The 23547-nt window shown below is 51.4% G+C and carries 25 protein-coding genes; 17 read left to right on the top strand and 8 right to left on the bottom strand.

All coding sequences use genetic code 11. The annotated features are described in order from the left end of the window. Positions 1 to 22 precede the first annotated feature (22 nt). The 4 genes from nusB to KU392_RS12245 all read left to right on the top strand — a co-directional run bounded on the left by nusB (position 23) and on the right by KU392_RS12245 (position 2647). Positions 23 to 469, top strand: a complete 447-nt coding sequence (nusB, locus tag KU392_RS12230; RefSeq protein WP_169295566.1) for a transcription antitermination factor NusB — start codon at positions 23 to 25, stop codon at positions 467 to 469. Between the two features lie 6 nt (positions 470 to 475). Further along, positions 476 to 1450 carry a thiamine-phosphate kinase gene (gene thiL / locus KU392_RS12235; RefSeq protein ID WP_217735442.1) on the top strand — a complete coding sequence of 325 codons (975 nt, stop codon included), beginning with the start codon at positions 476 to 478 and terminating at the stop codon, positions 1448 to 1450. A gap of 45 nt (positions 1451 to 1495) precedes the next feature. Then, the gene (locus KU392_RS12240; protein ID WP_169295445.1) at positions 1496 to 2056 is read left to right on the top strand and encodes a phosphatidylglycerophosphatase A family protein; all 561 of its coding nucleotides are present in this window, start codon (positions 1496 to 1498) and stop codon (positions 2054 to 2056) included. A gap of 78 nt (positions 2057 to 2134) precedes the next feature. Continuing rightward, complete coding sequence (locus KU392_RS12245; protein ID WP_169295444.1) at positions 2135 to 2647, top strand: CinA family protein; 513 nt, start codon at positions 2135 to 2137, stop codon at positions 2645 to 2647. 25 nt (positions 2648 to 2672) lie between these two features. On the opposite strand, the gene pyrF is transcribed toward KU392_RS12245, so the two are convergent. The 4 genes from pyrF to KU392_RS12265 form a co-directional block, all read right to left on the bottom strand. Next, positions 2673 to 3494, bottom strand: coding sequence for an orotidine-5'-phosphate decarboxylase (gene pyrF / locus KU392_RS12250; RefSeq protein WP_217735443.1), 822 nt, complete (start codon positions 3492 to 3494; stop codon positions 2673 to 2675). Positions 3495 to 3500: 6 nt separating this feature from the next. Further along, positions 3501 to 3890: a diacylglycerol kinase gene (locus tag KU392_RS12255; protein ID WP_169295442.1), complete on the bottom strand. Its 390-nt coding sequence runs from the start codon at positions 3888 to 3890 to the stop codon at positions 3501 to 3503. Positions 3891 to 4192: 302 nt separating this feature from the next. Next, entirely contained in the window at positions 4193 to 5839 is a 1647-nt protein-coding gene (gene groL / locus KU392_RS12260) for a chaperonin GroEL (RefSeq protein WP_169295441.1), read from the bottom strand. Positions 5840 to 5918: 79 nt separating this feature from the next. Further along, positions 5919 to 6206 carry a co-chaperone GroES gene (locus tag KU392_RS12265; protein WP_169295440.1) on the bottom strand — a complete coding sequence of 96 codons (288 nt, stop codon included), beginning with the start codon at positions 6204 to 6206 and terminating at the stop codon, positions 5919 to 5921. Between the two features lie 356 nt (positions 6207 to 6562). On the opposite strand from KU392_RS12265, the gene KU392_RS12270 reads away from it, so the two are divergent. The 5 genes from KU392_RS12270 (at position 6563) to arsH (ending at position 9338) form a co-directional block, all read left to right on the top strand. Continuing rightward, positions 6563 to 6724: a hypothetical protein gene (locus KU392_RS12270; RefSeq protein WP_246587466.1), complete on the top strand. Its 162-nt coding sequence runs from the start codon at positions 6563 to 6565 to the stop codon at positions 6722 to 6724. Continuing rightward, entirely contained in the window at positions 6717 to 7043 is a 327-nt protein-coding gene (locus KU392_RS12275) for an ArsR/SmtB family transcription factor (protein ID WP_169295439.1), read from the top strand. Before KU392_RS12270 ends, KU392_RS12275 begins: the two co-directional genes overlap by 8 nt. A 77-nt stretch (positions 7044 to 7120) precedes the next feature. Next, on the top strand, positions 7121 to 8149 hold the full coding sequence (arsB, locus tag KU392_RS12280) for an ACR3 family arsenite efflux transporter (protein ID WP_169295438.1): 1029 nt from the start codon (positions 7121 to 7123) through the stop codon (positions 8147 to 8149). Between the two features lie 39 nt (positions 8150 to 8188). Next, positions 8189 to 8611: an arsenate reductase (glutaredoxin) gene (arsC, locus tag KU392_RS12285; RefSeq protein WP_169295437.1), complete on the top strand. Its 423-nt coding sequence runs from the start codon at positions 8189 to 8191 to the stop codon at positions 8609 to 8611. Further along, positions 8595 to 9338: an arsenical resistance protein ArsH gene (gene arsH / locus KU392_RS12290; protein ID WP_169295436.1), complete on the top strand. Its 744-nt coding sequence runs from the start codon at positions 8595 to 8597 to the stop codon at positions 9336 to 9338. Before arsC ends, arsH begins: the two co-directional genes overlap by 17 nt. A 63-nt stretch (positions 9339 to 9401) precedes the next feature. Here arsH and KU392_RS12295 read toward each other — a convergent pair whose 3' ends face one another. Next, positions 9402 to 10868: a short-chain fatty acyl-CoA regulator family protein gene (locus KU392_RS12295; protein ID WP_169295435.1), complete on the bottom strand. Its 1467-nt coding sequence runs from the start codon at positions 10866 to 10868 to the stop codon at positions 9402 to 9404. A gap of 189 nt (positions 10869 to 11057) precedes the next feature. Between KU392_RS12295 and prpC the strand changes: the two genes are divergently transcribed. The 4 genes from prpC to KU392_RS12315 are packed head-to-tail and all read left to right on the top strand — an operon-like array spanning position 11058 to position 16958. Beyond that, entirely contained in the window at positions 11058 to 12212 is a 1155-nt protein-coding gene (gene prpC, locus KU392_RS12300) for a bifunctional 2-methylcitrate synthase/citrate synthase (protein ID WP_217735444.1), read from the top strand. Between the two features lie 22 nt (positions 12213 to 12234). After that, positions 12235 to 14835, top strand: a complete 2601-nt coding sequence (gene acnD / locus KU392_RS12305; RefSeq protein ID WP_217735445.1) for a Fe/S-dependent 2-methylisocitrate dehydratase AcnD — start codon at positions 12235 to 12237, stop codon at positions 14833 to 14835. Positions 14836 to 14854: 19 nt separating this feature from the next. Then, entirely contained in the window at positions 14855 to 16045 is a 1191-nt protein-coding gene (gene prpF / locus KU392_RS12310) for a 2-methylaconitate cis-trans isomerase PrpF (protein WP_169295432.1), read from the top strand. Positions 16046 to 16097: 52 nt separating this feature from the next. Then, complete coding sequence (locus KU392_RS12315; RefSeq protein ID WP_169295431.1) at positions 16098 to 16958, top strand: isocitrate lyase/PEP mutase family protein; 861 nt, start codon at positions 16098 to 16100, stop codon at positions 16956 to 16958. Positions 16959 to 17021: 63 nt separating this feature from the next. Here KU392_RS12315 and KU392_RS12320 read toward each other — a convergent pair whose 3' ends face one another. After that, positions 17022 to 17318, bottom strand: a complete 297-nt coding sequence (locus tag KU392_RS12320; protein WP_246587467.1) for a two pore domain potassium channel family protein — start codon at positions 17316 to 17318, stop codon at positions 17022 to 17024. Positions 17319 to 17455: 137 nt separating this feature from the next. On the opposite strand from KU392_RS12320, the gene KU392_RS12325 reads away from it, so the two are divergent. From KU392_RS12325 to KU392_RS12335, 3 genes are all read left to right on the top strand, one after another. After that, positions 17456 to 17593: a hypothetical protein gene (locus KU392_RS12325; protein WP_217735446.1), complete on the top strand. Its 138-nt coding sequence runs from the start codon at positions 17456 to 17458 to the stop codon at positions 17591 to 17593. Between the two features lie 130 nt (positions 17594 to 17723). Next, the gene (locus KU392_RS12330; RefSeq protein ID WP_217735447.1) at positions 17724 to 18842 is read left to right on the top strand and encodes an alkene reductase; all 1119 of its coding nucleotides are present in this window, start codon (positions 17724 to 17726) and stop codon (positions 18840 to 18842) included. 73 nt (positions 18843 to 18915) lie between these two features. Next, on the top strand, positions 18916 to 19323 hold the full coding sequence (locus tag KU392_RS12335; protein ID WP_169295427.1) for an FKBP-type peptidyl-prolyl cis-trans isomerase: 408 nt from the start codon (positions 18916 to 18918) through the stop codon (positions 19321 to 19323). An 88-nt stretch (positions 19324 to 19411) separates the two neighbouring features. Here the strand turns inward: KU392_RS12335 and KU392_RS12340 are convergent, their stop codons facing one another. Both KU392_RS12340 and KU392_RS12345 read right to left on the bottom strand, forming a co-directional pair. Continuing rightward, positions 19412 to 19957 (bottom strand): hydrolase, encoded by a 546-nt coding sequence (locus tag KU392_RS12340; protein ID WP_169295426.1) that lies wholly within the window; start codon positions 19955 to 19957, stop codon positions 19412 to 19414. Between the two features lie 60 nt (positions 19958 to 20017). Beyond that, complete coding sequence (locus tag KU392_RS12345; RefSeq protein ID WP_169295425.1) at positions 20018 to 21121, bottom strand: branched-chain amino acid aminotransferase; 1104 nt, start codon at positions 21119 to 21121, stop codon at positions 20018 to 20020. A gap of 837 nt (positions 21122 to 21958) precedes the next feature. Between KU392_RS12345 and KU392_RS14395 the strand changes: the two genes are divergently transcribed. Continuing rightward, positions 21959 to 23547: ESPR domain-containing protein (locus tag KU392_RS14395; RefSeq protein WP_217735448.1), on the top strand; the 1589-nt coding region annotated here is incomplete at its 3' end.

Here is a 23547-nt window from a genome sequence, read left to right on the forward strand (position 1 = left end):
TCGAGTGATTGATAAAAATAAAATGAACAACAGAAGTGCCCGTCGTCGCGCGCGTGAATTTGCCCTGCAGGGCATTTACGCGTGGCTGATCAGTGGTGACAAGGATCTGCGGGAAGCGGGTGCTATTGATGCCCATATTCAGGAAGATAAAGACTTCGGCGACGCGGACAGGGTTTGGTTCAAGACCTTGCTGCATGGTGTTTTTGCCGAGGCTCCCATGCTTCGTGAACAGTTTACGCCCTATATAGACCGCCCACTTGATGAGCTGTCCCCCATTGAACACGGCATTTTGCTGATTGGCAGTTACGAGCTGATCAAGCATGTGGAAGTCCCCTATAAAGTGGCCATCAATGAGGCGGTTGAATTGGCTAAAGAGTTTGGGGGTACCGACGGCTTCAAGTTTGTCAATGGTGTACTCGACAAACTGGCGGCTGAAGTCAGGTCTGCCGAAGTCAATGCTGGCCGTTAAGCGTTAATGACTGGGGAATTTGATTTAATCAGGCAGTTTTTTACACGCCAGGCTCCATCCGTACATGTTGGGGTAGGTGATGATTGTGCCGTGTTTGAGAGTGAGCCCGGTACACAAATAGCAACCAGCACAGACTTGCTGCTGGAAGGACGGCATTTTTTTTCTGATGTTGATCCATTCAAATTAGGGCATAAGGCGCTTGCCGTTAACCTGTCCGATCTTGGGGCGATGGGTGCCAAACCCATCGGCTGCCTTTTGGGGCTGGGTTTGCCTGATTTCAATGACGCATGGCTGGCGCGTTTTTCAGCCGGTTTTCATGCGTTGGCTGCCAAACATGGCTGTCCGCTTATTGGTGGCGATACCACGCGAAGTGAGCAGGGTATTGTTATCAGTGTTACTGTCTTTGGTTCCGTTACCGCTCCGTTCCTGACTCGTGGCAGTGCCTGTGAGGGGGACGATATTTGGGTTTCAGGCTCATTGGGAGCGGCCGATGTGGCCCTTTCACTGTTGATGCGTGTCTGGCAGGGTGAGGTGCTAAGCGACCCTGAACATGAGTTGCTCGAGAAAACCCGTCCTTGGCTTGAAATGCCCGTGCCACGGGTTGAATTAGGCCTGGCTTTACGCCATCTCGCTCATGCCGTCATAGATATTTCTGATGGTCTGCTGCAGGATTTGGGTCATATTCTTCAGGCCAGCAACCAGGGTGCGGTGCTGCAATTAAGCCAGATACCCGTTAATGCGGCCATTGCCGGCATCTCTGCGAAGCAAAAGCGTAAGGCAGTACTGGGTGGTGGCGATGTTTACGAGTTATGTTTTACGGCGCCAGTCCGGGGCAGGGAAAAAATCCGTGCGGTGGGTAAAGAATTGGGACTTTCATTAAGCATGATTGGTACCATTACATCGGAAAATCAACTTAAGGTACTGGATGAAGATTTAATTGAAATTCAGGATTTGCCTTCCGGATTTGATCATTTTCGTTAATATAATTAATCTTATGTACTTTTCATTAAAAGAATACACGCGCTAATGGATCAAAGTAACTCCCAGCAACAATCTGTTTTTCGACGCAGGTCCCTGAACAACAAAAAAAATCCGGTCAATTGGCCGAGTTTTGCATGGATAACGGGTAATACTCACCGTTTTTGTGCTTTTGGTTTGGGGTCCGGCTTGTTGCGTCCTGCATCGGGTACCTGGGGAACGCTGCTTGCCTGGTTATTATGGTGGCCTTTGCAACAGGTCCTGGGTAGCGAGTTGTTGATGGGCCTGTTTTTGTTGTTTGCTTTTTTATATGGAACATACTGCTGTCACTATACCGCCAAAGAACTGAAAACTGATGATCATGGCGGTATTGTATGGGATGAGTTCGTGGCTTTCTGGTTGGTGCTGTTTATTATTGCACCCATGAACCTGGTCTGGCAGTTGGTTGCTTTTGTTTTATTTCGTTTTTTTGATATTGTCAAACCTTCTCCAATACGTTATTTTGATGCAAAGCTGAAAAACGGTTTTGGCATTATGTGGGATGATTTGCTTGCTTCAGCTTATACGCTGTTTGTCATTGCCATCCTGATGCGTCTGGTGGGTGTTTAAGTAACTAAATACTGGTAAGGTAAAGGTTGGTATGGCGGTTTGCATGCCAGCCCGGACTTACTGTCTGCGGGAAGTGTCATGACAGAATATTCAGAACAGGAATTTGAGGCGGCAAGCCGTCTGGGTGAAATATTGAAAAACAAGGGCTGGTTGCTGGTCACTGCCGAATCATGCACGGGCGGTCTGCTGGCGGGTGCCATTACTTCTGTGTCGGGTTCCAGTGAGTGGTATGATCGTGGATTCGTTACCTACACCAACGAATCCAAAATAGAGCTTCTGGATGTTAACGAACAGGCCTTGCAAAAATTTGGTGCAGTCAGTGAGCAGGTGGCCATTGAGATGGCTGAAGGGGCGTTGACCCGGACCATTACCGCCACTTGTGCAATGAGTACAACCGGTATTGCGGGGCCCACCGGTGGTACCGAGGGCAAGCCGGTTGGAATGGTGTGTTTTGCGCTTGCTTACCGAAAGAAAGACGGGATTGTCACCTTGCCCTTTACCCGGCATTTTAGCGGTGATAGAGCGCAAGTGCGTCAGCAGTCAGTGTTGTTTGCCCTGACTGCCGCCAGCAGGATTTTTGAAGAAAATTAGTCCCGCGCAATTTTGCTTTGTCGCTTCAGCCACGTGCTGCATTAATGGCATCACGGGTTTGCATGGCGACAGCTGCTGCCGCTTCCTGCCAGTCATCGCCAGAGCTGGCGTACAGAATGGCACGTGAGGAATTGATCATCATACCGGTAGAACAGGTGTTTTTGCCAGCCTGTACCGTGCTGTTTATGTCCCCACCTTGGGCGCCAATGCCTGGTACCAGCAAAGGTACATCATCGCCTACCCGTTCACGAACTTTTTTCAATTCTTCAGGAAAGGTCGCGCCGACCACCAGTCCGCATTGACCATGACGATTCCATTTTTCCGCCACCAATGAGGCAACATGCAGGTATAAGGGCTCACCGCTTGATGACTCAAAAAATTGCAGGTCGGATCCACCAGGATTTGAGGTACGGCATAAAATAATGACGCCTTTGTTTTGCCAGGCCAGGTAGGGTTCAATTGAATCAAAACCCATATAAGGATTAACCGTCACGGCATCAGCCTGGTAACGTTTGTAAGCTTCTTTGGCGTAATGTTCGGCGGTTGTGCCAATATCTCCGCGCTTTGAGTCAAGCACTAGTGGGAGGTGTGGATAGGTTTTTTTAATGTAGTCACAAAGGGCTGCCAGCTGATCTTCAGCGCTTTCTGAGGCGAAATAGGCAATTTGTGGCTTGAAGCCGCATACATAGGGGGCGGTGGCATCAATAATGCCCTTGCAGAAATCAAAAATGGCCTGTTTGCTTTGTTGGATGCAGGGAGGGAAGCGGTTTGGGTCGGGGTCAAGTCCTACCATCAATAAGGAGTTGCTGTTTTTCCAGGCGGCTTCCAGTTTTTCGGTAAAAGTCATACTAAATCAAATAAATGGGTCGATTGCAATGGCAATCCAGACGATGGTGGTAAATATAAGGGTGAGCATGACGGCAGCGCTACCAAGATCTTTTGCGCGTCCCAGCAATGGATGATGCTCCAGGCTAATTTGATCGGCCAGTGCCTCAAGGGCGGAGTTGAGCAATTCAACCACCAGGACACATACCAGTGTTGCCAGCAGGAACAGAATTTCAAGCAAGTTGCGGCCCAAATAGAACGCCAGAGGCATCATGATGGCACACAAGAGCAATTCCTGGCGAAAAGCGGCTTCATGTTTGAAGGCGGCTTTTAATCCCTGTGTGGAATATTGCGCTGCTTTAACAATACGTTGTAGGCCACTTTTGCTTTTAAACGGCGATTCATTCGGTAGGGTCATGGTTTTAAAAGTAAAAAGGCACTCGCAACCGGCAAATTGTACGGCTGATGTTCAATGCATCACAGGCGTTATTGTAGTGCAACTTGCTTGCCTGACTCGCCAATAAGCGATGTGGATGAAAAAAATCGTCACTGGAATGCAGCAGGATTATTGTTAGAGAGGGGCTTGATGAGCCATTTTGGATGGTGGGCAAGAGGATATTGTTTTACAAATGTTTATCGCAAAGAAAAACCCGGGCCAGAGACCCGGGTTCATGTGGCTAAACGGAGCAAGGGAAGACTCCGTTTTATGGGACAGACAGATTAGAATCCGCCCATGCCACCCATACCGCCCATGCCGCCCATGTCAGGCATTGCAGCAGCAGGCTTGTCTTCTACGATTTCGCAAATGGCGGCTTCTGTGGTCAACAGCAGGCTGGCGACAGAGGCTGCGTTTTGCAGTGCTGTACGGGTTACTTTGGTTGGATCCAGAACACCTTGCTCAACCAGGTCACCGTATTCACCGGTAGCTGCGTTATAACCGTAGTTACCTGTGCCGTTGGCAACGTTGTTGACGACGACGCTAGGCTCTTCACCAGCGTTGGCAACGATGGTGCGCAGAGGTGCTTCAATGGCGCGCAGAATCAGTTTGATACCTGCGTCCTGGTCAGCGTTGGCACCGGTCAAGTCTTTGATTGCGTTTTTGGCACGGATCAGGGCAACACCACCGCCAGGAACAATACCTTCTTCAACCGCAGCGCGAGTTGCATGCAGGGCATCTTCAACACGTGCTTTTTTCTCTTTCATTTCAACTTCGGTAGCAGCACCCACGCGGATAACGGCAACACCGCCTGCCAGTTTGGCAACGCGCTCTTGCAGTTTTTCACGATCGTAGTCAGAAGTGGCTTCTTCGATTTGGGTGCGGATTTGTTTAACGCGGGCTTCGATGTTTGCGCTAACGCCAGCACCGTCGATGATGGTGGTGTTTTCTTTGCCTACTTCGATGCGTTTTGCCTGACCCAGATCTTCGATCGTGGCTTTTTCCAGAGACATGCCGGTTTCTTCAGAAATCACGGTACCACCGGTCAGGATGGCGATATCTTCCAGCATGGCTTTACGACGGTCACCAAAACCTGGTGCTTTAACAGCAGTGGTTTTCAGGATACCGCGGATGTTATTGACAACCAGTGTTGCCAGTGCTTCGCCTTCAACATCTTCAGCGATGATCAGCAGAGGACGGCTTGATTTGGCAACTTGTTCCAGTACGGGCAGCAGATCACGGATGTTGCTGATTTTTTTGTCGAAAATCAGAATAAATGGATCTTCCAGGGCAGCAACCTGTTTTTCCTGGTTGTTGATGAAGTAAGGAGACAGGTAACCACGGTCGAATTGCATACCCTCAACAACGTCGAGTTCGTTTTCGAGTGATTTGCCGTCTTCAACAGTGATCACGCCTTCTTTACCCACTTTGTCCATGGCGTTGGCAATGATGTCACCGATAGAAGCATCGCTGTTGGCAGAGATAGAGCCAACCTGGGCGATTTCTTTGCTGGTGGTGCAAGGTTTGGACAGTTTTTTCAGTTCTTCAATGGCAGCGCCAACGGCTTTGTCGATACCGCGCTTCAGGTCCATTGGGTTGATGCCAGCGGCAACGTATTTCAGGCCTTCTTCTACAACAGCCTGTGCCAATACGGTAGCGGTAGTGGTACCGTCACCGGCATTGTCGGAAGTTTTTGAAGCAACTTCTTTAACCAGTTGTGCACCGATGTTTTCAAATTTGTCTTTCAGTTCGATTTCTTTGGCAACGGAAACACCATCTTTGGTAACGGTAGGAGCGCCGAAAGAGCGATCGAGAACAACGTTACGGCCTTTAGGGCCCAATGTTGTTTTAACAGCGTTTGCCAGTGTGTTTACGCCACGCACGATACGAACGCGTGCGTCGTCACCGAATAATACTTGCTTTGCAGCCATTTTGAATTCCTTGATTATGTTTAAGTGCCATCAGTGTGCCTGATAGCAAAAATATGCATTTAAAATAAGTGGTTATTGCTTAAGCAACAACGGCGAGGATTTCGTCTTCGCGGATAACCAGCAGTTCTTCACCGTCTACTTTTACAGACTGGCCAGCATATTTACCGAACAATACTTTGTCACCAACTTTCAGGTCTACAGGCAATACTTTGCCGTCTTCTGTTTTTTTGCCTGGTCCAACAGCAATAACTTCACCTTGATCAGGTTTTTCAGCAGCGCTGTCAGGGATAACAATACCTGATGCTGTTTTCAGCTCGTTGTCTAAGCGCTTGATAATGACGCGATCTTGTAAAGGACGCAATGCCATGGAGAAACTCCTGTCTCTAATTAAGTTGTGTTAAAAAATCAGTAAGGAACCGGTTGTTAGCACTCGGCTTCCTTGAGTGCTAATTATAAGGATGAAACTGAAATTTTCAAGAGGGGGATTTTGAATTGTTACATTTTTGTCGAGGATGCTGTTGGCTTGTGTCGTTTTAGGGGAAAGTATACGAGTTTACAATGGTCACTTTATTTGTCACCTCTATTAATTCAATAATAATTGAATTATAATATTATCGAATAGTGGTGAGTATGTGGCTGAATGCTCCTATCTATAGGTTCGTGCTGAAGAAAGGAGTAAGTAGCAAGCAGTTTTGCACCTTCCTATTGCTTATGAATTTTTTCTTGACAGTGGCTAGCTGCACCAACAGCTGCCTATCGCCTGTTGCCCGAGTGGTTCATGAGAAGCTGGGCATCAGGCATGACAAAATCACCACTATCCATGATGCCAACACCAACTTGGTCGTGGACGCACAGTACAAAGATTTGAGGAGCCGTGATGAATGAACTCGAAGTGGTCAAGGCGCTTGCAGCGCTGGCCCAAGAAACCCGCCTGAAGTTATTTCGCCTGCTGGTGGTAGCAGGCAAAACAGGCTTGACGCCTAGCAGCATGTCGGAGACTTTGGAAGTGTCCACCACGGCCTTGTCTTTTCATCTTAAGGAACTTCACTTTGCTGGCCTGGTGACCAGTGAGCGCCATGGACGCTACGTCATTTACCGGGCAGAACTGGTCAAAATGAATGCTTTGCTGGCTTTTTTGACCGCAGAGTGCTGCCAGGGTGAGGGATGTGCAGACCTTAATGTGTCTGCTTGTGTGAATGGTTGAATGGCCTTTTGGGATGGGCCCGTGTCATCACATCCTTACAACGTATTTTTCTAGTGAGTCGCAGATAAAGGTAGATTATGGGAATTTTTGAACGTTTTTTAACAGTGTGGGTCGCCTTGGGCATTGGCGCTGGTGTAGTGCTGGGGCTGTGGTTGCCTGGGTTTTTTCAGACTGTGGCCGCCTTGGAATATGCACAAGTCAACCTTGTGGTGGCGGTATTTATCTGGGTGATGATTTACCCAATGATGATTCAGATTGACTGGCACGCCGTCAAAGACGTAGGCAAGCGCCCACAGGGCTTGCTCCTAACGCTGGTGGTCAACTGGCTCATCAAGCCTTTCACCATGGCGGCTTTAGGTGTGCTGTTTTTCCAGTACCTGTTTGCCCCTTGGGTGGATCCGCAATCGGCCAGCGAATACATTGCCGGCATGATTTTGCTCGGGGTAGCGCCATGTACGGCTATGGTATTTGTCTGGAGCCAATTGGTCAAAGGTGATGCCAACTACACCTTGGTACAGGTGTCGGTGAACGACCTCATCATGGTGGTGGCTTATGCCCCGATTGCAGCCTTTTTGCTGGGGGTGACCAACGTGACGGTGCCCTGGGAAACGCTGGTTCTGAGCACTGTATTGTATGTGGTGCTGCCACTGGCGGCGGGTATGCTGACACGACACTTGGTGCTCCAGCGGTCGTCCCAGGCCTTGACTGCTTATGTGGCAGCGCTTAAACCGTGGTCTATTGTCGGACTGATTGCGACGGTGGTGTTGCTGTTTGGATTCCAGGCAGAAACCATCGTGGCCCAGCCAGGTGTGATTGGACTGATTGCCGTGCCCTTGGTGCTGCAGACCTATGGCATTTTCTTCATCAGCTGGTGGATGGCGAAAAGGCTGAAGCTGCCGCACAACGTAGCAGGTCCTGCCTGCCTGATTGGCACGTCCAACTTTTTCGAATTGGCGGTGGCAGTGGCTATTTCTTTGTTCGGCCTAAATTCGGGCGCGGCCTTGGCCACCGTGGTGGGGGTGCTGGTGGAAGTGCCCGTTATGCTGTCTTTGGTGGCTATGGTGAACGCTTGGCGTCCCTCATCACTTGACCGTGCCCCTCTCTGACACCCCAAAGTATCAAGATTTTTACGAGGAATATCTGTAATGACTGACATCACGATTTACCACAACCCCCAGTGTGGCACCTCACGCAATACGCTGGCGATGATTCGCAACAGCGGTGTGGAGCCTCAGGTCATTGAATACCTGAAAACACCCCCCAGTCGCGAGGAGCTGATGAGCTTGGTGCAAGCCATTGGTCTGAGCTTGCGCGATGTGCTGCGTCAAAAGGGGACCCCCTACGACGAACTCGGACTGGGTAATCCAGCGCTGACGGATGCTCAATTGCTAGATGTGGTGGCGCAATACCCCATCCTGATACAGCGCCCCATCGTTAAGACACCGCTGGGTGTGCGCCTGTGCCGTCCTTCCGAGCGAGTACTGGAAATTTTGCCGAACCCGCAGCAAGGTCCGTTCACCAAAGAGGATGGAGAAGTCGTGATTGGAAAGGATGGACAACGTGCTTAAAAAAGAGACCAAATCACTGGCTGATTTGCCCGCAGCAGCACCGGAACATTTTCGGGTTCCAGACCCCGAACGCTTGGCTAATCCCATTCGCTCCAACCACCCACCTCGCATTTTGTTGTTGTATGGGTCATTGCGTGAGCGCTCTTTCAGCCGCCTGCTGGTCGAAGAAGCCGAGCGCTTGCTGCAAGCCATGGGAGCAGAAACCAAAATCTTCAATCCCAGCGGACTGCCTCTGCCCGACGATGCGACAGAGAGCCATCCCAAAGTGCAGGAGCTGCGCAGCCTGGCGCAGTGGGCCGAAGGCATGGTGTGGTGCTCGCCCGAGCGCCATGGAGCGATGACGGGCATCATGAAGGCTCAGATTGACTGGATTCCCCTGTCTGTAGGTGCTGTGCGACCCACTCAGGGCAAGACGCTGGCAGTGATGCAGGTATGTGGGGGCAGCCAGTCTTTCAATGCCGTCAATCAGATGCGTGTGTTGGGGCGCTGGATGCGCATGGTGACTATCCCGAATCAGTCCTCGGTCGCCAAGGCCTTTCAGGAGTTCGATGCCGAAAATCGCATGAAGCCCTCCAGCTACTACGACCGCGTAGTCGATGTGATGGAAGAGCTGGTTAAGTTCACCTTGCTTACGCGTGATGTTGCTCCCTATTTAGTGGAGCGCTACAGTGAGCGCAAGGAAAGCGCCGAAGCACTGAGCCGGCGCGTCAACCAGACCGAAATCTAACCAACCCATTCAACCTCATCTGAAATTCGACATCGAATGTAGGCTTGCTCTATGTGCTGCACTTCAAGGGTTGTTCATGGGGTAGGGAGAGACGCTGCTGAGGTTTTCATTGACGTCCAGTTCTCGGCCAATATACGGGAACGCACGTTGGGCGCATTGTGGCCGCTCGCATACCCGGCAGCCCATGCCAATGGGTGTGGGAATATCCGGATTGCTGAAATCCAGCCCTTTTGCATAAACCAGCCGATGGGCATGAGCGACATCGCAACCCAGCGCGACAGCGAAATCTTTGCTTGGCTGTCCGAAGCCGCCGGTCTGACGGCATACGGTACGCGCAATCCACAGGTACACGCGTCCGTCGGGCATGCGTGCCAGTTGCCGGAGAATCCGCCCGGGGCTGGAAAAGGCTTCGTAGACATTCCATAAAGGACAGGCGCCACCGACACGGGAGAAATGAAAGTGGGCGGCAGACTGGCGTTTGGATATATTGCCCGCGCGGTCCACGCGGATGAAGAAAAACGGCACGCCCGTTGCATCGGGCCGCTGCATGGTGCTCAGGCGGTGGCAAACGGTTTCGAAGCTGACGCCAAACCGTTGTCCCAACAGGTCGATGTCATATTGCAATTGCTCGGCAGCAGCCAGGAACTGTCGGTAGGGCAGGATCAGCGCGGCCGCAAAATAGTTGGCCAGGCCCAGTCGTACCAATTTGCGTACCGCCTGACTGGAAAAGCGTGGTGCGTCCACCATGCGTTCAAGTACGGTGTCCAGCTCCAGAAATGCCAATTGTGTGCCCATTTGAAAGGCCCGTTGTCCGGGTGTAAGGTAAGGGGGCAGGCTAAGCTGGCGCAGTGTCGGGTTGTAGGCACGTTGCAGGCCCTTTTCTGCGGGCAGGTTGTTCACGATGACGCCATGTTGTTCGCGCAAGCGCTGCTCCAGTCGGTCCGCCAGGCCGGGTGTGGGTACGTCAGCCAGCCCCCAGGCGGTATGACATTGCTCCGCGTAGGCATCGAGTTGCGCGAAATAGTTGTGATGGGTAAAGAAAAAGTCGCGGGCTTCCTCGTAGGGTTGGGTTTGTATGAGCAGGGCATCGGTGGAGCTGCCAGGGTTCTGGTTCTGATGGGTCATTTTTTCAGTCATGGCTTCCAGCCGCTCTGCCGCTTCGCGGTGACGGCGGTGAAGATCAATCAAAACCCGACCTACCGCCGGCATATTCGTTGCGATTTCGTGTATTTCCGCCTGGGATATTCTGTCCCCTTCGTGTCCGCCGAGCGCTGATGCCGGCAGGGTGGCCGCCACTTCGTGCAAGGCAGCGATCATGCGCGTTTGTTCGTCGTCTGAAAACGCGTTGACGTCCATCTTGAACACTTCGCTCAAACGGCGCAGGACCGACATGGTCAAGGGCCGCTGGTTTTGTTCGATCTGATTCAGGTAGCTGGGAGACAGGCCCAGCATGCGGGCCAGCCCTATCTGGGTCAATTTGCGTTCCTCGCGCAACCGGCGTAATCGCACGCCCATAAATACTTTTCGCATGGTGGCCATTGAATCCAATACCGGCTTGATAAGGCTGATTAACTAAAAAAATTCGCAAAATTTGCAAATATGCAGCATAGGGTTTACCAATATTCGCCTTGTTATTAATGCAATTTTTGGTAATTTTGCGTAAACTGCAAATATTGATTATAGCGTATTATTTGCATTGTAAAGTAGCGGAGGAATACCATGACACAAGCACCCGAAACAACGGGCTTCAAACCAAAGAAATCAGTGGCCTTGTCTGGCGTTATTGCTGGCAATACCGCACTATGTACCGTGGGCCGCAGCGGCAACGACCTGCATTATCGTGGTTACGATATTCTGGATCTGGCGCAAGCCTGTGAATTTGAAGAGGTCGCTCACCTGCTCATTCACGGCAAACTGCCCAACAAGGCTGAACTGGCCTCCTATAAACAGAAGCTTCGCCGTTTGCGCGGCCTGCCGGTTCAGTTGCAGGATGCGTTACAGGCCTTGCCCGCTTCCAGCCATCCCATGGATGTCATGCGCACGGCCGTATCGGTCCTGGGTTGTGTGTTACCTGAAAAAGATGATCATAACCTGCCGGATGCGCGCGATATTGCAGACCGTCTGATGGCCAGTCTGGGTTCGGCGCTGCTGTATTGGTACCACTATAGCCATAATGGCAAGTGTATTGATGTCGAAACCAACGACGACAGCATCGGCGGGCATTTTCTGCATCTGCTGCACGGCGAGACGCCACCTGATGAGTGGGTCCAGGCCATGCATACTTCACTGAACCTGTATGCCGAGCACGAGTTCAATGCATCCACGTTCACCTGCCGGGTGATTGCCGGAACAGGTTCGGATATGTATTCAGCCATTACCGGTGGTATCGGCGCATTGCGCGGTCCCAAGCACGGTGGTGCCAACGAAGTCGCTTTTGAGGTGCAAAAACGCTATGAAACACCGGATGAGGCCGAAGCCGATATTCGTCGTCGCGTAGAGAACAAAGAGGTCATCATTGGCTTTGGTCATCCCGTGTATACGATTTCCGACCCGCGCAACAAAGTCATCAAGGAAGTGGCGCGCAAACTGTCGGCAACGCAGCAGAACATGAAAATGTTCGATATTGCCGAACGCCTGGAAAGCGTCATGTGGGACATCAAGAAAATGTTCCCCAATCTGGACTGGTTCTCGGCCGTGTCCTATCACATGATGGGCGTGCCTACCGCCATGTTCACACCGCTGTTTGTGATTGCGCGTACCGCAGGCTGGGCAGCGCACATTATCGAACAACGTATCGACAATAAGATTATTCGTCCGACCGCCAACTATATCGGTCCTGAAGATCAAGCATTCGTTCCGCTGGACCAGCGTTGATTCTTATGAAGCGTTGATTACTATGAATACTGAATACCGCAAACCACTGCCCGGCACAGGGCTGGATTACTTCGACGCGCGTGCTGCCGTTGATGCCATTGCCCCCAACGCCTACGATACGCTACCGTATACCTCACGCGTATTTGCAGAAAACCTGGTGCGTCGCTGCGACCCTGCCATCCTGACAGACTCGCTCAAGCAATTGATCGAACGCAAGCGTGACCTGGATTTTCCATGGTTTCCTGCGCGCGTGGTGTGTCACGATATCCTGGGACAGACTGCGCTTGTAGACCTGGCCGGGTTGCGCGAGGCGATTGCCAAGCAAGGGGGCGATCCTGCCCAGATCAACCCGGTCGTACCCACGCAGTTGATCGTGGACCATTCGCTGGCCGTCGAATATGCCGGTTTTGACAGGGATGCCTTTGCCAAAAACCGTGCAGTCGAAGATCGCCGCAATGACGACCGCTTTCATTTTATCAATTGGACCAAGAAGGCATTCAAGAATGTCGATGTGATTCCACCGGGTAACGGCATCATGCACCAGATCAATCTGGAGCGTATGTCACCGGTCATTCACAGTCGTGATGGGGTTGCTTTCCCGGATACCCTTGTTGGTACCGACAGTCATACGCCTCATGTCGATGCGCTGGGTGTTATCGCCATTGGCGTGGGCGGCTTGGAGGCCGAGAGCGTGATGTTGGGTCGTGCATCCTGGATGCGTTTGCCCGACATTGTCGGTGTTGAACTGACCGGGCAATTGCAGCCAGGCATTACCGCCACCGATCTGGTCCTGGCCCTGACCGAGTTTTTGCGTGAGCAGAAAGTGGTCTCGTCTTACCTGGAATTCTTCGGCGAAGGCGCGTCCCGCCTGACGCTGGGCGATCGCGCCACGATTTCCAATATGACGCCCGAATATGGTGCCACTGCCGCGATGTTTTACATTGACCGGCAAACGATTGATTACCTGAAACTGACCGGTCGTGATGAGGAACAGGTCAAGCTGGTGGAAACCTATGCCAAGCAGACGGGTCTGTGGGCTGACAGTCTGAAAACCGCGCAGTATGAGCGAGTCCTTTCCTTTGATTTGTCAACGGTAGTACGCAATCTGGCCGGTCCATCCAATCCGCATCGTCGCGTACCCACTTCAGAGCTTGCCAGCCGGGGTATTGCCGGTGTGGTTGAAAATGAACCGGGGCTGATGCCCGATGGTGCGGTGATTATTGCCGCGATTACCAGTTGCACCAATACGAGCAATCCACGCAACGTGATTGCAGCCGGGTTGTTGGCACGTAACGCCAATGCACGTGGCCTGCTACGCAAGCCATGGGTCAAAACATCACTGGCACCGGGCTCCAAGGCAGTTCAGCTGTATCTGGAAGAGGCCAATCTCTTGCCCGAGCTGGAGAAGCTGGGTTTTGGTATTGTGGGCTTTGCCTGTACCACCTGTAACGGCATGAGCGGTGCGCTGGATCCTGTCATTCAGCAGGAAATCATCGACCGTGATCTGTATGCGACCGCTGTTTTATCGGGCAACCGTAACTTCGATGGCCGTATCCACCCCTATGCCAAGCAGGCATTCCTGGCTTCGCCGCCGCTGGTTGTGGCTTACGCGATTGCCGGTACCATTCGCTTTGACATCGAAAAAGACGTGCTGGGTACCGACCGGAATGGTCAGCCAGTGACCCTGAAGGATATCTGGCCCACCGACGAAGAGATTGATGCCATTGTGGCCAGCAGCGTGAAACCGGAGCAATTCCGTAAGGTGTACGAACCGATGTTCGCGATCAATGCCGATGATGGTGAATCGGTCAGTCCGTTGTACGAATGGCGTCCGCAAAGTACCTACATTCGCTGCCCACCGTACTGGGAAGGCGCGCTGGCAGGCGAACGCACGCTCAAGGGCATGCGTCCGCTGGCGGTGCTGGGGGACAACATCACAACCGATCACCTGTCGCCTTCCAATGCTATTTTGCCGAACAGTGCAGCCGGAGAATATCTGGCCAAGATGGGCTTGCCACCAGAGGACTTCAACTCTTACGCAACCCACCGTGGCGATCACCTGACCGCACAGCGGGCCACGTTCGCCAATCCCAAACTGCTCAATGAAATGGTGCAGGAAAACGGTGAGGTCAAGCAAGGCTCTCTGGCACGCATCGAACCGGAAGGTAAGGTGGTGCGTATGTGGGAAGCCATCGAAACCTATATGGAACGCAAGCAGCCGCTGATTATCGTGGCGGGCGCAGACTACGGTCAGGGTTCTTCACGCGACTGGGCGGCCAAGGGTGTGCGTCTGGCGGGTGTCGAAGCGATTGTTGCAGAAGGGTTCGAGCGGATTCATCGCACCAATCTGGTTGGCATGGGTGTATTGCCACTGGAATTCAAGCCGGGTGTCAATCGCAAGACGCTGAACATTGATGGTACGGAAATCTACGATGTAGTGGGTAAGCCAGAACCGCGCTCAACACTGACGCTGGTGATTCATCGTAAAAATGGCGAACGTCTGGAAGTGCCGGTGACCTGCCGTCTGGATACCGCTGAAGAAGTCTCCATCTATGAGGCTGGCGGGGTTCTGCAACGCTTTGCGCAGGACTTTCTTGAGTCACCCGTAACCAGTCAGAAATGATGCAAATATGGAAAAAGCAATGACAAAAGCGCCACAGATTAAAATTGCAGCCACCTATATGCGGGGTGGCACCAGTAAGGGTGTGTTTTTCCGGCTGAGTGATTTGCCCGAAGTCGCCCAGACGCCAGGTGCCGCGCGCGACGCACTGTTGCTGCGCGTGATCGGCAGCCCGGATCCTTATGGCAAGCAAACCGACGGTATGGGCGGTGCGACTTCAAGTACCAGCAAGGTTGTGATTCTGTCGAAAAGCGAGCGTGCCGGACATGATGTTGATTATCTGTTCGGTCAGGTGTCCATCGATCAGCCTTTTATCGACTGGAGCGGCAATTGCGGAAATCTGTCGGCGGCCGTGGGACCTTTTGCGATCAGCAATGGGTTGATCGATGCCGACCGTATTCCGGAAAATGGTGTTGTCACCGTATCCATCTGGCAGGCCAATATCGGAAAGACCATTGTGGCCCATGTGCCCATCACCAATGGTCAGGTGCAGGAAACAGGCGATTTTGAGCTGGATGGGGTGACTTTCCCCGCCGCCGAAGTGCGGCTTGAATTCCTGGATCCGGCAGCAGACGAAGAGGGCGCTGGCGGTGCCATGTTCCCTACTGGCAATCTGGTTGACGAGCTGGATGTACCCGGTGTTGGCAAGTTGCAGGCGACCATGATCAATGCAGGTATTCCAACTGTGTTTGTAAATGCCAGGGATATTGGCTTTACCGGCACGGAGCTGCAGGATGATATCAACGGTAACGCCGATACACTGGCCATGTTTGAAACCATTCGCGCGCATGGTGCGCTGCGAATGGGGCTCATTGCCAATATCGAGGAAGCCGCCCGTCGCCAGCACACACCCAAGGTGGCTTTTGTGGCTGAGGCGGCTGATTACACGGCATCCAGCGGCAAACAGGTATCTGTCGATAGTATCGACCTGGTTGTACGGGCGCTTTCCATGGGTAAATTGCATCATGCCATGATGGGCACCGCAGCGGTTGCTATCGGTACGGCTGCAGCCATTCCCGGTACCCTGGTCAACCTTGCGGCAGGCGGTGGTGAGCGTGAATCTGTTACCTTCGGTCACCCTTCAGGTACATTGCGGGTGGGTGCACAGGCGATTGAAGAAAACGGGCAGTGGGTTGTGAAAAAAGCACTCATGAGCCGAAGCGCCCGTGTCCTGATGGAAGGCTATGTGCGGATTCCGGCCGATTCGTTCTGAAAGCGCCAGAAAATTGATTAACTTTTAATATTGTTAAAGAAGGATTTATTGCATGTCGACAAGAAAGCAACTCAGATCACTCGTTGAAGCGCGCCAGGGTATTATCGTTCCCGGTGCATTTAATGCTTTGTCGGCCAAAGTGATTGCCGATCTTGGCTTTCAGGCCATTTATGTGACGGGTGCGGGTGTAACCAATATGTGGTTTGGCATGCCTGATCAGGGTTTTATGGGTTTACATGAAATCGCCGAGCATACCGCCAGAATCCGTGATGCAGTAGATGTGCCACTGATTGTCGATGCTGATACCGGGTTTGGTAATGCCCTGAATGTTCGCCATACTGTCCGGGTTCTGGAACGTGCCGGCGCTGACTGCATTCAGTTGGAAGACCAGGTTGCGCCCAAGCGTTGCGGTCATTTCTCAGGCAAAGAGGTGATTTCGACCGAAGAAGCAGTCAGCAAGATCAAGGCGGCGGTCGATGCACGTCAGGATCCTGACTTCCTGATTATGGCGCGTACCGATGCGGCAGCCACCCATGGTTTTGAGGCAGCGATTGAGCGTGCCCAGAAGTTCGCTGAAGCCGGTGCCGACATTCTGTTTGTGGAAGCTGTCACAGAAGCCGAGCAAGTGCGCGCGCTTCCCCAGCTTCTTGGCAAGCCGCAGTTGATGAACATGGTGATTGGTGGTCGTACACCTATTTTCAATGCCGATCAGCTGGCCGAACTGGGCTTTGGCATCGTGCTGTATGCCAACGCGGCCTTGCAGGGCGCAGTTACCGGCATGCAGAAAGCCTTGACGGTGTTGCGCGACGAGAAGGAAGTGCAAGAGTCCAGCGGGCTGGTCGCAACGTTTGCCGAAAGGCAGCGCCTGGTGAACAAGCCTGAATGGGACGAGCTGGAAAAGCGCTACTCCTGAACAAGACCTGGCCTGTTGGCCAGGTTTTTTATTTGTGGCCGGCAGACAGAATGTGTGGTCCGGTTAAAGATCCTCGTCATCATCCAGATGGAATTTATGAATAAGACGGTGGGCCAAAGGGGCCAGAATGATGCCCAGCGTTCCTATAAACACCAATCCGACAAACATGCTGTAGAAGGCAAAGAACAGTTTGCCGGCAATGCTTTCGGGCACGATGTATGGACCCAGGCCGCCAATAATGAAAGCCGTATTAAGCAAGGCTTCATGCCAGCTTACCTGCTCTAGCAAAAGATGGGCAAACACACCGATTGCCAAGGTAACAATCATAACAAGCAGAGCATAAAAGACGTGTGTCAGCATGCGGTGTCTGAAATGTCGTGCCGGTAACAAAGGTTGGCTTTTTGATTCGTACATTATTTTAAAACAGTGGGGATATGCGAATAAGCATTGTTAGTGTGCAGGGCGCTTCCCCGGATGCATCTTGTTCGGGGCTTGTAATGGCTGTGATCTTACTAACCGTGTCCGAGCCTGTCAATACATTATGCCAGGGAATTTGCCTTGTTGCCGGTTGGCAGGTAAGAGGCATGGGCTGGTTGAATGATTTTGGTGCGGATGTTTCGCCTCTGCCTTTTTAATAATCTGTCTCTTAGGCTTTAAAAATGGTAGTCTAAGCGTATTGGTAAAAGATTGGATGTCTTGGGAGGTTCCGAACGCTCCTGGTATGTTCAGTCACGTTATTTTTCAGCTTTTAATGGAATTGAATCAATGAGTGATCTTTTTTCGGCCTATGATTTGGCTGGTCTGCATTTGAAAAATCGTATCGTGATGGCACCCATGACCCGTTCCAGGGCGGTTAATACGGTTGCAGATGCGCAAACTGCCCTGTATTACCAGCAAAGGGCCGGTGCAGGGCTTATTGTTTCCGAGGGTTCGCCCATTTCCCGTCAGGGTGCCGGGTATTTGTTTACGCCGGGCATATACAGTCCTGAACAAGTTGAAGGCTGGAAGCAAGTGACCCGCGCTGTGCATGAAAAAGACGGAAAAATTTTCTGCCAGCTCTGGCATGTCGGTCGCATTTCTCATGTTTCGTTGCAGGAAAATGGTGCAGCACCGGTTGGTGCAAGTAATAAAAAGGCAGAAAACACCACGGCGTTTGCTTATGATGAACAGGGCCAAGCTGCCAGGGTTCAGGCCAGCCAGCCACGCGCTTTGTCGACTCAAGAGGTAGCGGCAGTGGTGCAGGATTTTGCCAGAGCTGCCGCCAATGCGGTTGAGGCCGGTTTTGACGGCGTGGAAATTCATGGTGCCAATGGCTATCTGATTGAGCAGTTCATTAATGCGGGCATTAATACCCGTGAGGATCGTTATGGTGGCAACTCTGTCGAGGGGCGCCTGACTTTTGTGCTGGAAGTGGTTGATGCGGTTGTGGCGGCAATCGGCAGTTCGCGTGTGGGTATCCGGCTGTCGCCGTTTAACCGGGGTTTTGATATGCCGGTGTTTGATGATGAAGCGCAAACATGGCTTGAATTGGCCCGCCTGCTTTCGGGAAAAAACCTGGCATACGTGCATCTTAGCAACCGCAAGGCCATTATCAATAATACCAATGGCAAAGCATTTCTTGAAGCCTTCCGTAAAGCCTATACGGGTACCCTGATTATGGCGGGTGAATACACCAAGGAAGAAGGTGAAAGGGATCTGCAGGAAGGCCTGATTGATCTGGTCGCTTTTGGGCGCCCGTTTATTTCCAACCCCGATTTGGTGGCGAGACTGAAAAATGGCTGGCCATTAACAGCGTTTGATCCGGCTGTATTTTATGGTGGTGGCCAGGAAGGTTATACTGATTATCCGGTATATGAGGAAATTGCCGATCAGGCTGCCGATTAAGTGGCAGGCGTGCTCTGCGGGTTTGGGAGCGGGCAAAAACGTGTTTTTAATAAAAATTTACAGGCTGTTTTATATGAAAAAATCTTTGATTCTATTTGCGGTCAGCGCTTTGTTGGGCACTGGTGCCGCTATGGCGCAAGCCGTTGCCGTAGATACCCTGTCAAATGGTGTCAGGGTTGAGCATACCAAAGTGGGTGATGGTATCAGTCCTAAATCAACCGATACCGTTAAGGTGCATTATCGGGGCACCCTGCTTGATGGCACGGAATTCGACTCTTCTTACAAGCGTAACGAACCTATTTCATTTCCTTTAAGCCGGGTTATTCCGTGCTGGACTGAAGGCTTGCAGAAAATGAAAGAAGGCGGCTCTGCCGTCCTGTTCTGTCCTTCGCGTTCAGCTTACGGCGAGCGTGGTGCTGGCAGTGTCATACCGCCTAATAGCGATTTGAAATTTGAAGTTGAACTGCTAAAAGTCAATTGATCGGAATGCTCGACAAACCTCGTCCAAGTGATTTGGTTGCGCAGCAACCTTTAGGCGAAGCCGCTGAGCTTGGTCGGGGAAGGATAGGCTAAAGTATAATAAAACGCTTCAGCACGTCCCGGAACAGGGGCGTGTTGGCTTCTTCCAGCCATTCAAAAGCCACCATTTCCCGCGACACCACTTCAGCCCCGTTTTGCCGCAAGCGTTGCAGGGCCAGGGCTTTATCGCGAGGTTTGCGTGAGCCAACTGCCTCGTCCACAATAAAAACCTCTTTGCCGGCCGCCAGCAGGTCAAGCGCGGTTTGCTGGACGCATACATGTGCTTCGGTGCCAACAACAACCCATTGCCTGCGTGTTGAAAAAGGGGTGTTAAGCAGGCCTTGGCCTGTTACGGCCGAAAAATGAATTTTTTCCAGTACCTGCTGTTCGGGCAGGCGTGAAAGCAGATTGGATTCAGTGCGACCCAGGCCTTTGGGGTACTGTTCTGTTGCCAGAACGGGGATGCCAATGGCTTGGGCCACATCTACCATCCAGGTAGCCTGGGCAAGCACTTCTTGCCCGTTATCAATGGCCGGCAGCATGCGGCTTTGAATATCAATAACCAGTAATAATGATTCTGATGCCTTGATGCGCATGTGGTCTCCTTGATAAACGCGTGTGCCGGTCACCGGGTTGGATGGGTATCGCCGGTGAAATCAGGCCAGGCGGGTCAGCCAGCCATGAGTGTCTTCTTCAAGGCCATACTGGATACCGGTTAGTTTTTTACGTAAGGCAATGGTTACTTCACCTGCTGGTGCGTTCTCGTCACCAATAATGAAGTCTCTGCTTTTCAGGGCACTGATCGGTGCAATCACAGCAGCGGTACCGCAGGCGAATGCTTCGGTAATTTCACCGGAATTGATGCCGTCTTGCCATTCTTGCAATGCTACTCTGCGCTCTTCCACTTTCATGCCCATGTCTTGAGCCAGCTGAATCAGGCTGGCGCGGGTAATGCCTTTAAGAATGCTGCCAGAGGGTTTGGGAGTGATGAGTGTACCGTCTTTGCGAACCAGGAAAATATTCATGCCACCCAGTTCTTCAAGATAAGTGTGCTCTTCGGCATCCAGGAAAAGGACCTGTGAACAGCCATTGGCATAGGCTTCCTGTTGAGGCAGTAAAGAAGCGGCGTAGTTGCCACCACATTTTGCTTCTCCGGTGCCGCCTTTGCCGGCACGGGAAAATTCGGAAGCCAGCCAGATGGAAATAGGCTGCATACCTTTGGCAAAATAGGAGCCGGCAGGGCTGACAATAACATGATAGGCGGCACGCTCTGCGGAGCGAACTCCCAGGAAGCTCTCGTTGGCAATCATGAACGGGCGGATATAGGCGCTGGTCTCAGGCGCGCTGGGCACCCAGGCCTTGTCTACGCTAATCAGTTGTTTCAATGACTCAATGAACAGATCTACAGGCAGTTCAGGTAAAGCCAGGCGACGGGCAGACAGTTGAAAGCGCAGGGCGTTAGCTTCGGGGCGGAAAGTCCAGACAGAGCCATCTGCGTGACGATAAGCTTTTAAACCTTCAAAGATTTCTTGCGCGTAATGCAGAACGGAAGCTGCCGGGTCCAATTGTAAAGGACCATAAGGCACAATGCGGGCATCGTGCCAGCCCAGTTCGTGAGTCCAGTCAATGGTTGCCATGTGATCGGTAAAATACTTGCCAAAACCCGGGTTTTGTAAAATGGCATTACGCTCTGCCTCTGGTAATGGATTGGCATTGCGGTTAATTGTAAATTCAACTTGATGTTCAGAAGTAGTGTTCATGATGAATGAGGCTTGTGTATAAATGGGTCAGGCGGCAGTATTTGTTCCCGCCGTGTATGACAAAATGATAACAACGTTAATTATAGGGGTTAAATGACTGACGACAAGCAATATATGCCGCAACCGTCAAACTCGAATTCCGTGGATGTGGAAAGTATGAAAATTACCCGTATAACGGTGTACTCATTATTGGTTTTTTCTGTTTTCAGGGGGATTGCCTATTGACATTATTTTCATAGGGGGAATGTGCGGTATTTATGCTAGAACATCCTGTTTTTTAAATGAAAAATGGTAATTTACTTCACATAAAATTTCTTAATGAAATGTTAAGTTTGATTAATAAAATGAAAAAAATGCATCAAAACAACATCATTACAATTATTTACAAAATTTCATGAAAAATAAATCCTGTCGTATGCGTTGTTCACAAGAACTTGCTGCCACTTATTTTGTTTAAAGAGAAAAATATCTTGTAGATACTTTAAAAATAAGGGGTTAATTGTTTTCCAAAATTCAATGATTTGATGTTTATAGAATTAAATTGTTACTTTTTTGGTTTTTGAAAAATAATTATTAAAACTATTTGTTTATTAATTAATAATATTTAATATTTTAATCAAAACAATAGGGGTTTGATTAAAGAATGAGAATGTTTCTAAAGTAATCATCTGGTGTTATCGTGTCTCCCCAAAGTTACATGTTTTTCTATTTTTTTAATATTGGCCGCATTCAGTTTGTTTTCTGTTTTTGCTATAGCAACGTCGTTATTTGTTAGGCAATCAAAAGATGATGAGTATAGATGCGGTACTTCTATATATTGTTTGGAGAGCGCTACAAATGAACCATATCTACAAGTCTGTTTGGAATGAACATACAGGCGCCTACGTTGCCGTATCTGAAAAAACCAAAACCAAAGGAAAACGCAGCGGCAGTATTCTGTTCAAAACAGTGGCGGCTGGTATTTTGGGTTTTTGCATCACCGGTGGTGTAGCCAATGCCCAGTCAAATCCAAATATCAATAATGTTGCAAATCTGTCTACCACAGCAGCCTTGTCACCCGTTATGGGAATTGTCGGTGGATTAACCGGCTCCCAGGGGGCAACAGCAACCAATCTTCTTGGCGGCGTACTTGATCCAGTGCTGGGTGTCGTTGGTGGTTTAACCGGCGGTCAAGGAGCTGGTGCCGGTTTGGGTGGCCTGCTTGATCCCGTTCTGGGCCTGGTAGGTGGATTGGGCGGTGCAACAGGTGCTACCGGTACCGGCGTGATTACCGATGTACAAGGTACTGTTGGTACCTTGGTTAACAATACCGTCCTGTCTCCTGTAGGCAGTCTTGCCAATGGTCTTATTGATCCGCAAACCGGCGCATTGGCACCGGTAACCGGCCTGGTTGACAACCTGACCTCACCCTCTGGTGCACTGGCACCTGTTGGTGGTCTGGTTAATGGTCTGGTTGGTCAGCAAGGCGCCTTAACGCCTGTGGTGGCAACAGTCAATGGGTTGTTAAGTGGTGTTACCGGTGGTTTAACCGGTGGTGCCCAAGGCGGCCCGCTTGACCCTGTTCTGGGACTGCTGGGTGGTTTGACCGGTGGCAACGGTGGTTTGCTGGGTGGTGGCAGTGCCGGTGACGGCGTAATTACCGATGTCCAGGGAACCGTTGGCAGGCTGGTAAACAATACCGCCCTGGCACCGGTAGGTGGTCTGGTAAATGGTCTGGTTGATCCTCAAACCGGCGCTTTGGCTCCTGTTACCGGTCTGGTTAACGATTTGACATCTGCCAATGGCCCATTGGCACCCGTAGGTGGTTTGGTTAATACCCTGGTTGGCGATCAAGGCGCACTTACCCCTGTTGTTGGTACTGTTAATAATCTGTTAAGCGGCCTGACAGGCGGTTTAACCGGTGGTGGTCAAGGGGGTGGCTTGTTGGGTGGCCTGTTAGGTGGCTCAACCGGCAATCCCGGAACGGGTGCTGCTGCTTCAGGCGGCCTCTTGGGCGGCTTGCTGGGTGGTTTGACCGGTGGCAACGGTGGTTTGCTGGGTGGTGGCAGTGCCGGTGACGGCGTAATTACCGATGTCCAGGGAACCGTTGGCAGGCTGGTAAACAATACCGCCCTGGCACCGGTAGGTGGTCTGGTAAATGGTCTGGTTGATCCTCAAACCGGCGCTTTGGCTCCTGTTACCGGTCTGGTTAACGATTTGACATCTGCCAATGGCCCATTGGCACCCGTAGGTGGTTTGGTTAATACCCTGGTTGGCGATCAAGGCGCACTTACCCCTGTTGTTGGTACTGTTAATAATCTGTTAAGCGGCCTGACAGGCGGTTTAACCGGTGGTGGTCAAGGGGGTGGCTTGTTGGGTGGCCTGTTAGGTGGCTCAACCGGCAATCCCGGAACGGGTGCTGCTGCTTCAGGCGGCCTCTTGGGCGG

It is taken from the genome of Advenella alkanexedens (genome assembly GCF_019132845.1).
Lineage (GTDB): Bacteria > Pseudomonadota > Gammaproteobacteria > Burkholderiales > Burkholderiaceae_B > Advenella > Advenella alkanexedens.

Excerpts from the sequence above, each read along its gene's own strand:
- KU392_RS12320 (WP_246587467.1), bottom strand. The coding sequence starts at position 17,318 with ATGCTGACACACGTCTTTTATGCTCTGCTTGTTATGATTGTTACCTTG.
- KU392_RS12245 (WP_169295444.1), top strand. The coding sequence starts at position 2,135 with ATGACAGAATATTCAGAACAGGAATTTGAGGCGGCAAGCCGTCTGGGT.
- thiL (WP_217735442.1), top strand. The coding sequence starts at position 476 with ATGACTGGGGAATTTGATTTAATCAGGCAGTTTTTTACACGCCAGGCT.
- KU392_RS12335 (WP_169295427.1), top strand. The coding sequence starts at position 18,916 with ATGAAAAAATCTTTGATTCTATTTGCGGTCAGCGCTTTGTTGGGCACT.
- KU392_RS12275 (WP_169295439.1), top strand. The coding sequence starts at position 6,717 with ATGAATGAACTCGAAGTGGTCAAGGCGCTTGCAGCGCTGGCCCAAGAA.
- arsC (WP_169295437.1), top strand. The coding sequence starts at position 8,189 with ATGACTGACATCACGATTTACCACAACCCCCAGTGTGGCACCTCACGC.
- pyrF (WP_217735443.1), bottom strand. The coding sequence starts at position 3,494 with ATGACTTTTACCGAAAAACTGGAAGCCGCCTGGAAAAACAGCAACTCC.
- prpF (WP_169295432.1), top strand. The coding sequence starts at position 14,855 with ATGACAAAAGCGCCACAGATTAAAATTGCAGCCACCTATATGCGGGGT.
- acnD (WP_217735445.1), top strand. The coding sequence starts at position 12,235 with ATGAATACTGAATACCGCAAACCACTGCCCGGCACAGGGCTGGATTAC.
- KU392_RS12330 (WP_217735447.1), top strand. The coding sequence starts at position 17,724 with ATGAGTGATCTTTTTTCGGCCTATGATTTGGCTGGTCTGCATTTGAAA.
- prpC (WP_217735444.1), top strand. The coding sequence starts at position 11,058 with ATGACACAAGCACCCGAAACAACGGGCTTCAAACCAAAGAAATCAGTG.
- arsB (WP_169295438.1), top strand. The coding sequence starts at position 7,121 with ATGGGAATTTTTGAACGTTTTTTAACAGTGTGGGTCGCCTTGGGCATT.
- KU392_RS12265 (WP_169295440.1), bottom strand. The coding sequence starts at position 6,206 with ATGGCATTGCGTCCTTTACAAGATCGCGTCATTATCAAGCGCTTAGAC.
- KU392_RS12295 (WP_169295435.1), bottom strand. The coding sequence starts at position 10,868 with ATGCGAAAAGTATTTATGGGCGTGCGATTACGCCGGTTGCGCGAGGAA.
- groL (WP_169295441.1), bottom strand. The coding sequence starts at position 5,839 with ATGGCTGCAAAGCAAGTATTATTCGGTGACGACGCACGCGTTCGTATC.
- KU392_RS12340 (WP_169295426.1), bottom strand. The coding sequence starts at position 19,957 with ATGCGCATCAAGGCATCAGAATCATTATTACTGGTTATTGATATTCAA.
- KU392_RS12240 (WP_169295445.1), top strand. The coding sequence starts at position 1,496 with ATGGATCAAAGTAACTCCCAGCAACAATCTGTTTTTCGACGCAGGTCC.
- KU392_RS12315 (WP_169295431.1), top strand. The coding sequence starts at position 16,098 with ATGTCGACAAGAAAGCAACTCAGATCACTCGTTGAAGCGCGCCAGGGT.
- KU392_RS12345 (WP_169295425.1), bottom strand. The coding sequence starts at position 21,121 with ATGAACACTACTTCTGAACATCAAGTTGAATTTACAATTAACCGCAAT.
- KU392_RS12255 (WP_169295442.1), bottom strand. The coding sequence starts at position 3,890 with ATGACCCTACCGAATGAATCGCCGTTTAAAAGCAAAAGTGGCCTACAA.
- KU392_RS12325 (WP_217735446.1), top strand. The coding sequence starts at position 17,456 with ATGGCTGTGATCTTACTAACCGTGTCCGAGCCTGTCAATACATTATGC.
- nusB (WP_169295566.1), top strand. The coding sequence starts at position 23 with ATGAACAACAGAAGTGCCCGTCGTCGCGCGCGTGAATTTGCCCTGCAG.
- arsH (WP_169295436.1), top strand. The coding sequence starts at position 8,595 with ATGGACAACGTGCTTAAAAAAGAGACCAAATCACTGGCTGATTTGCCC.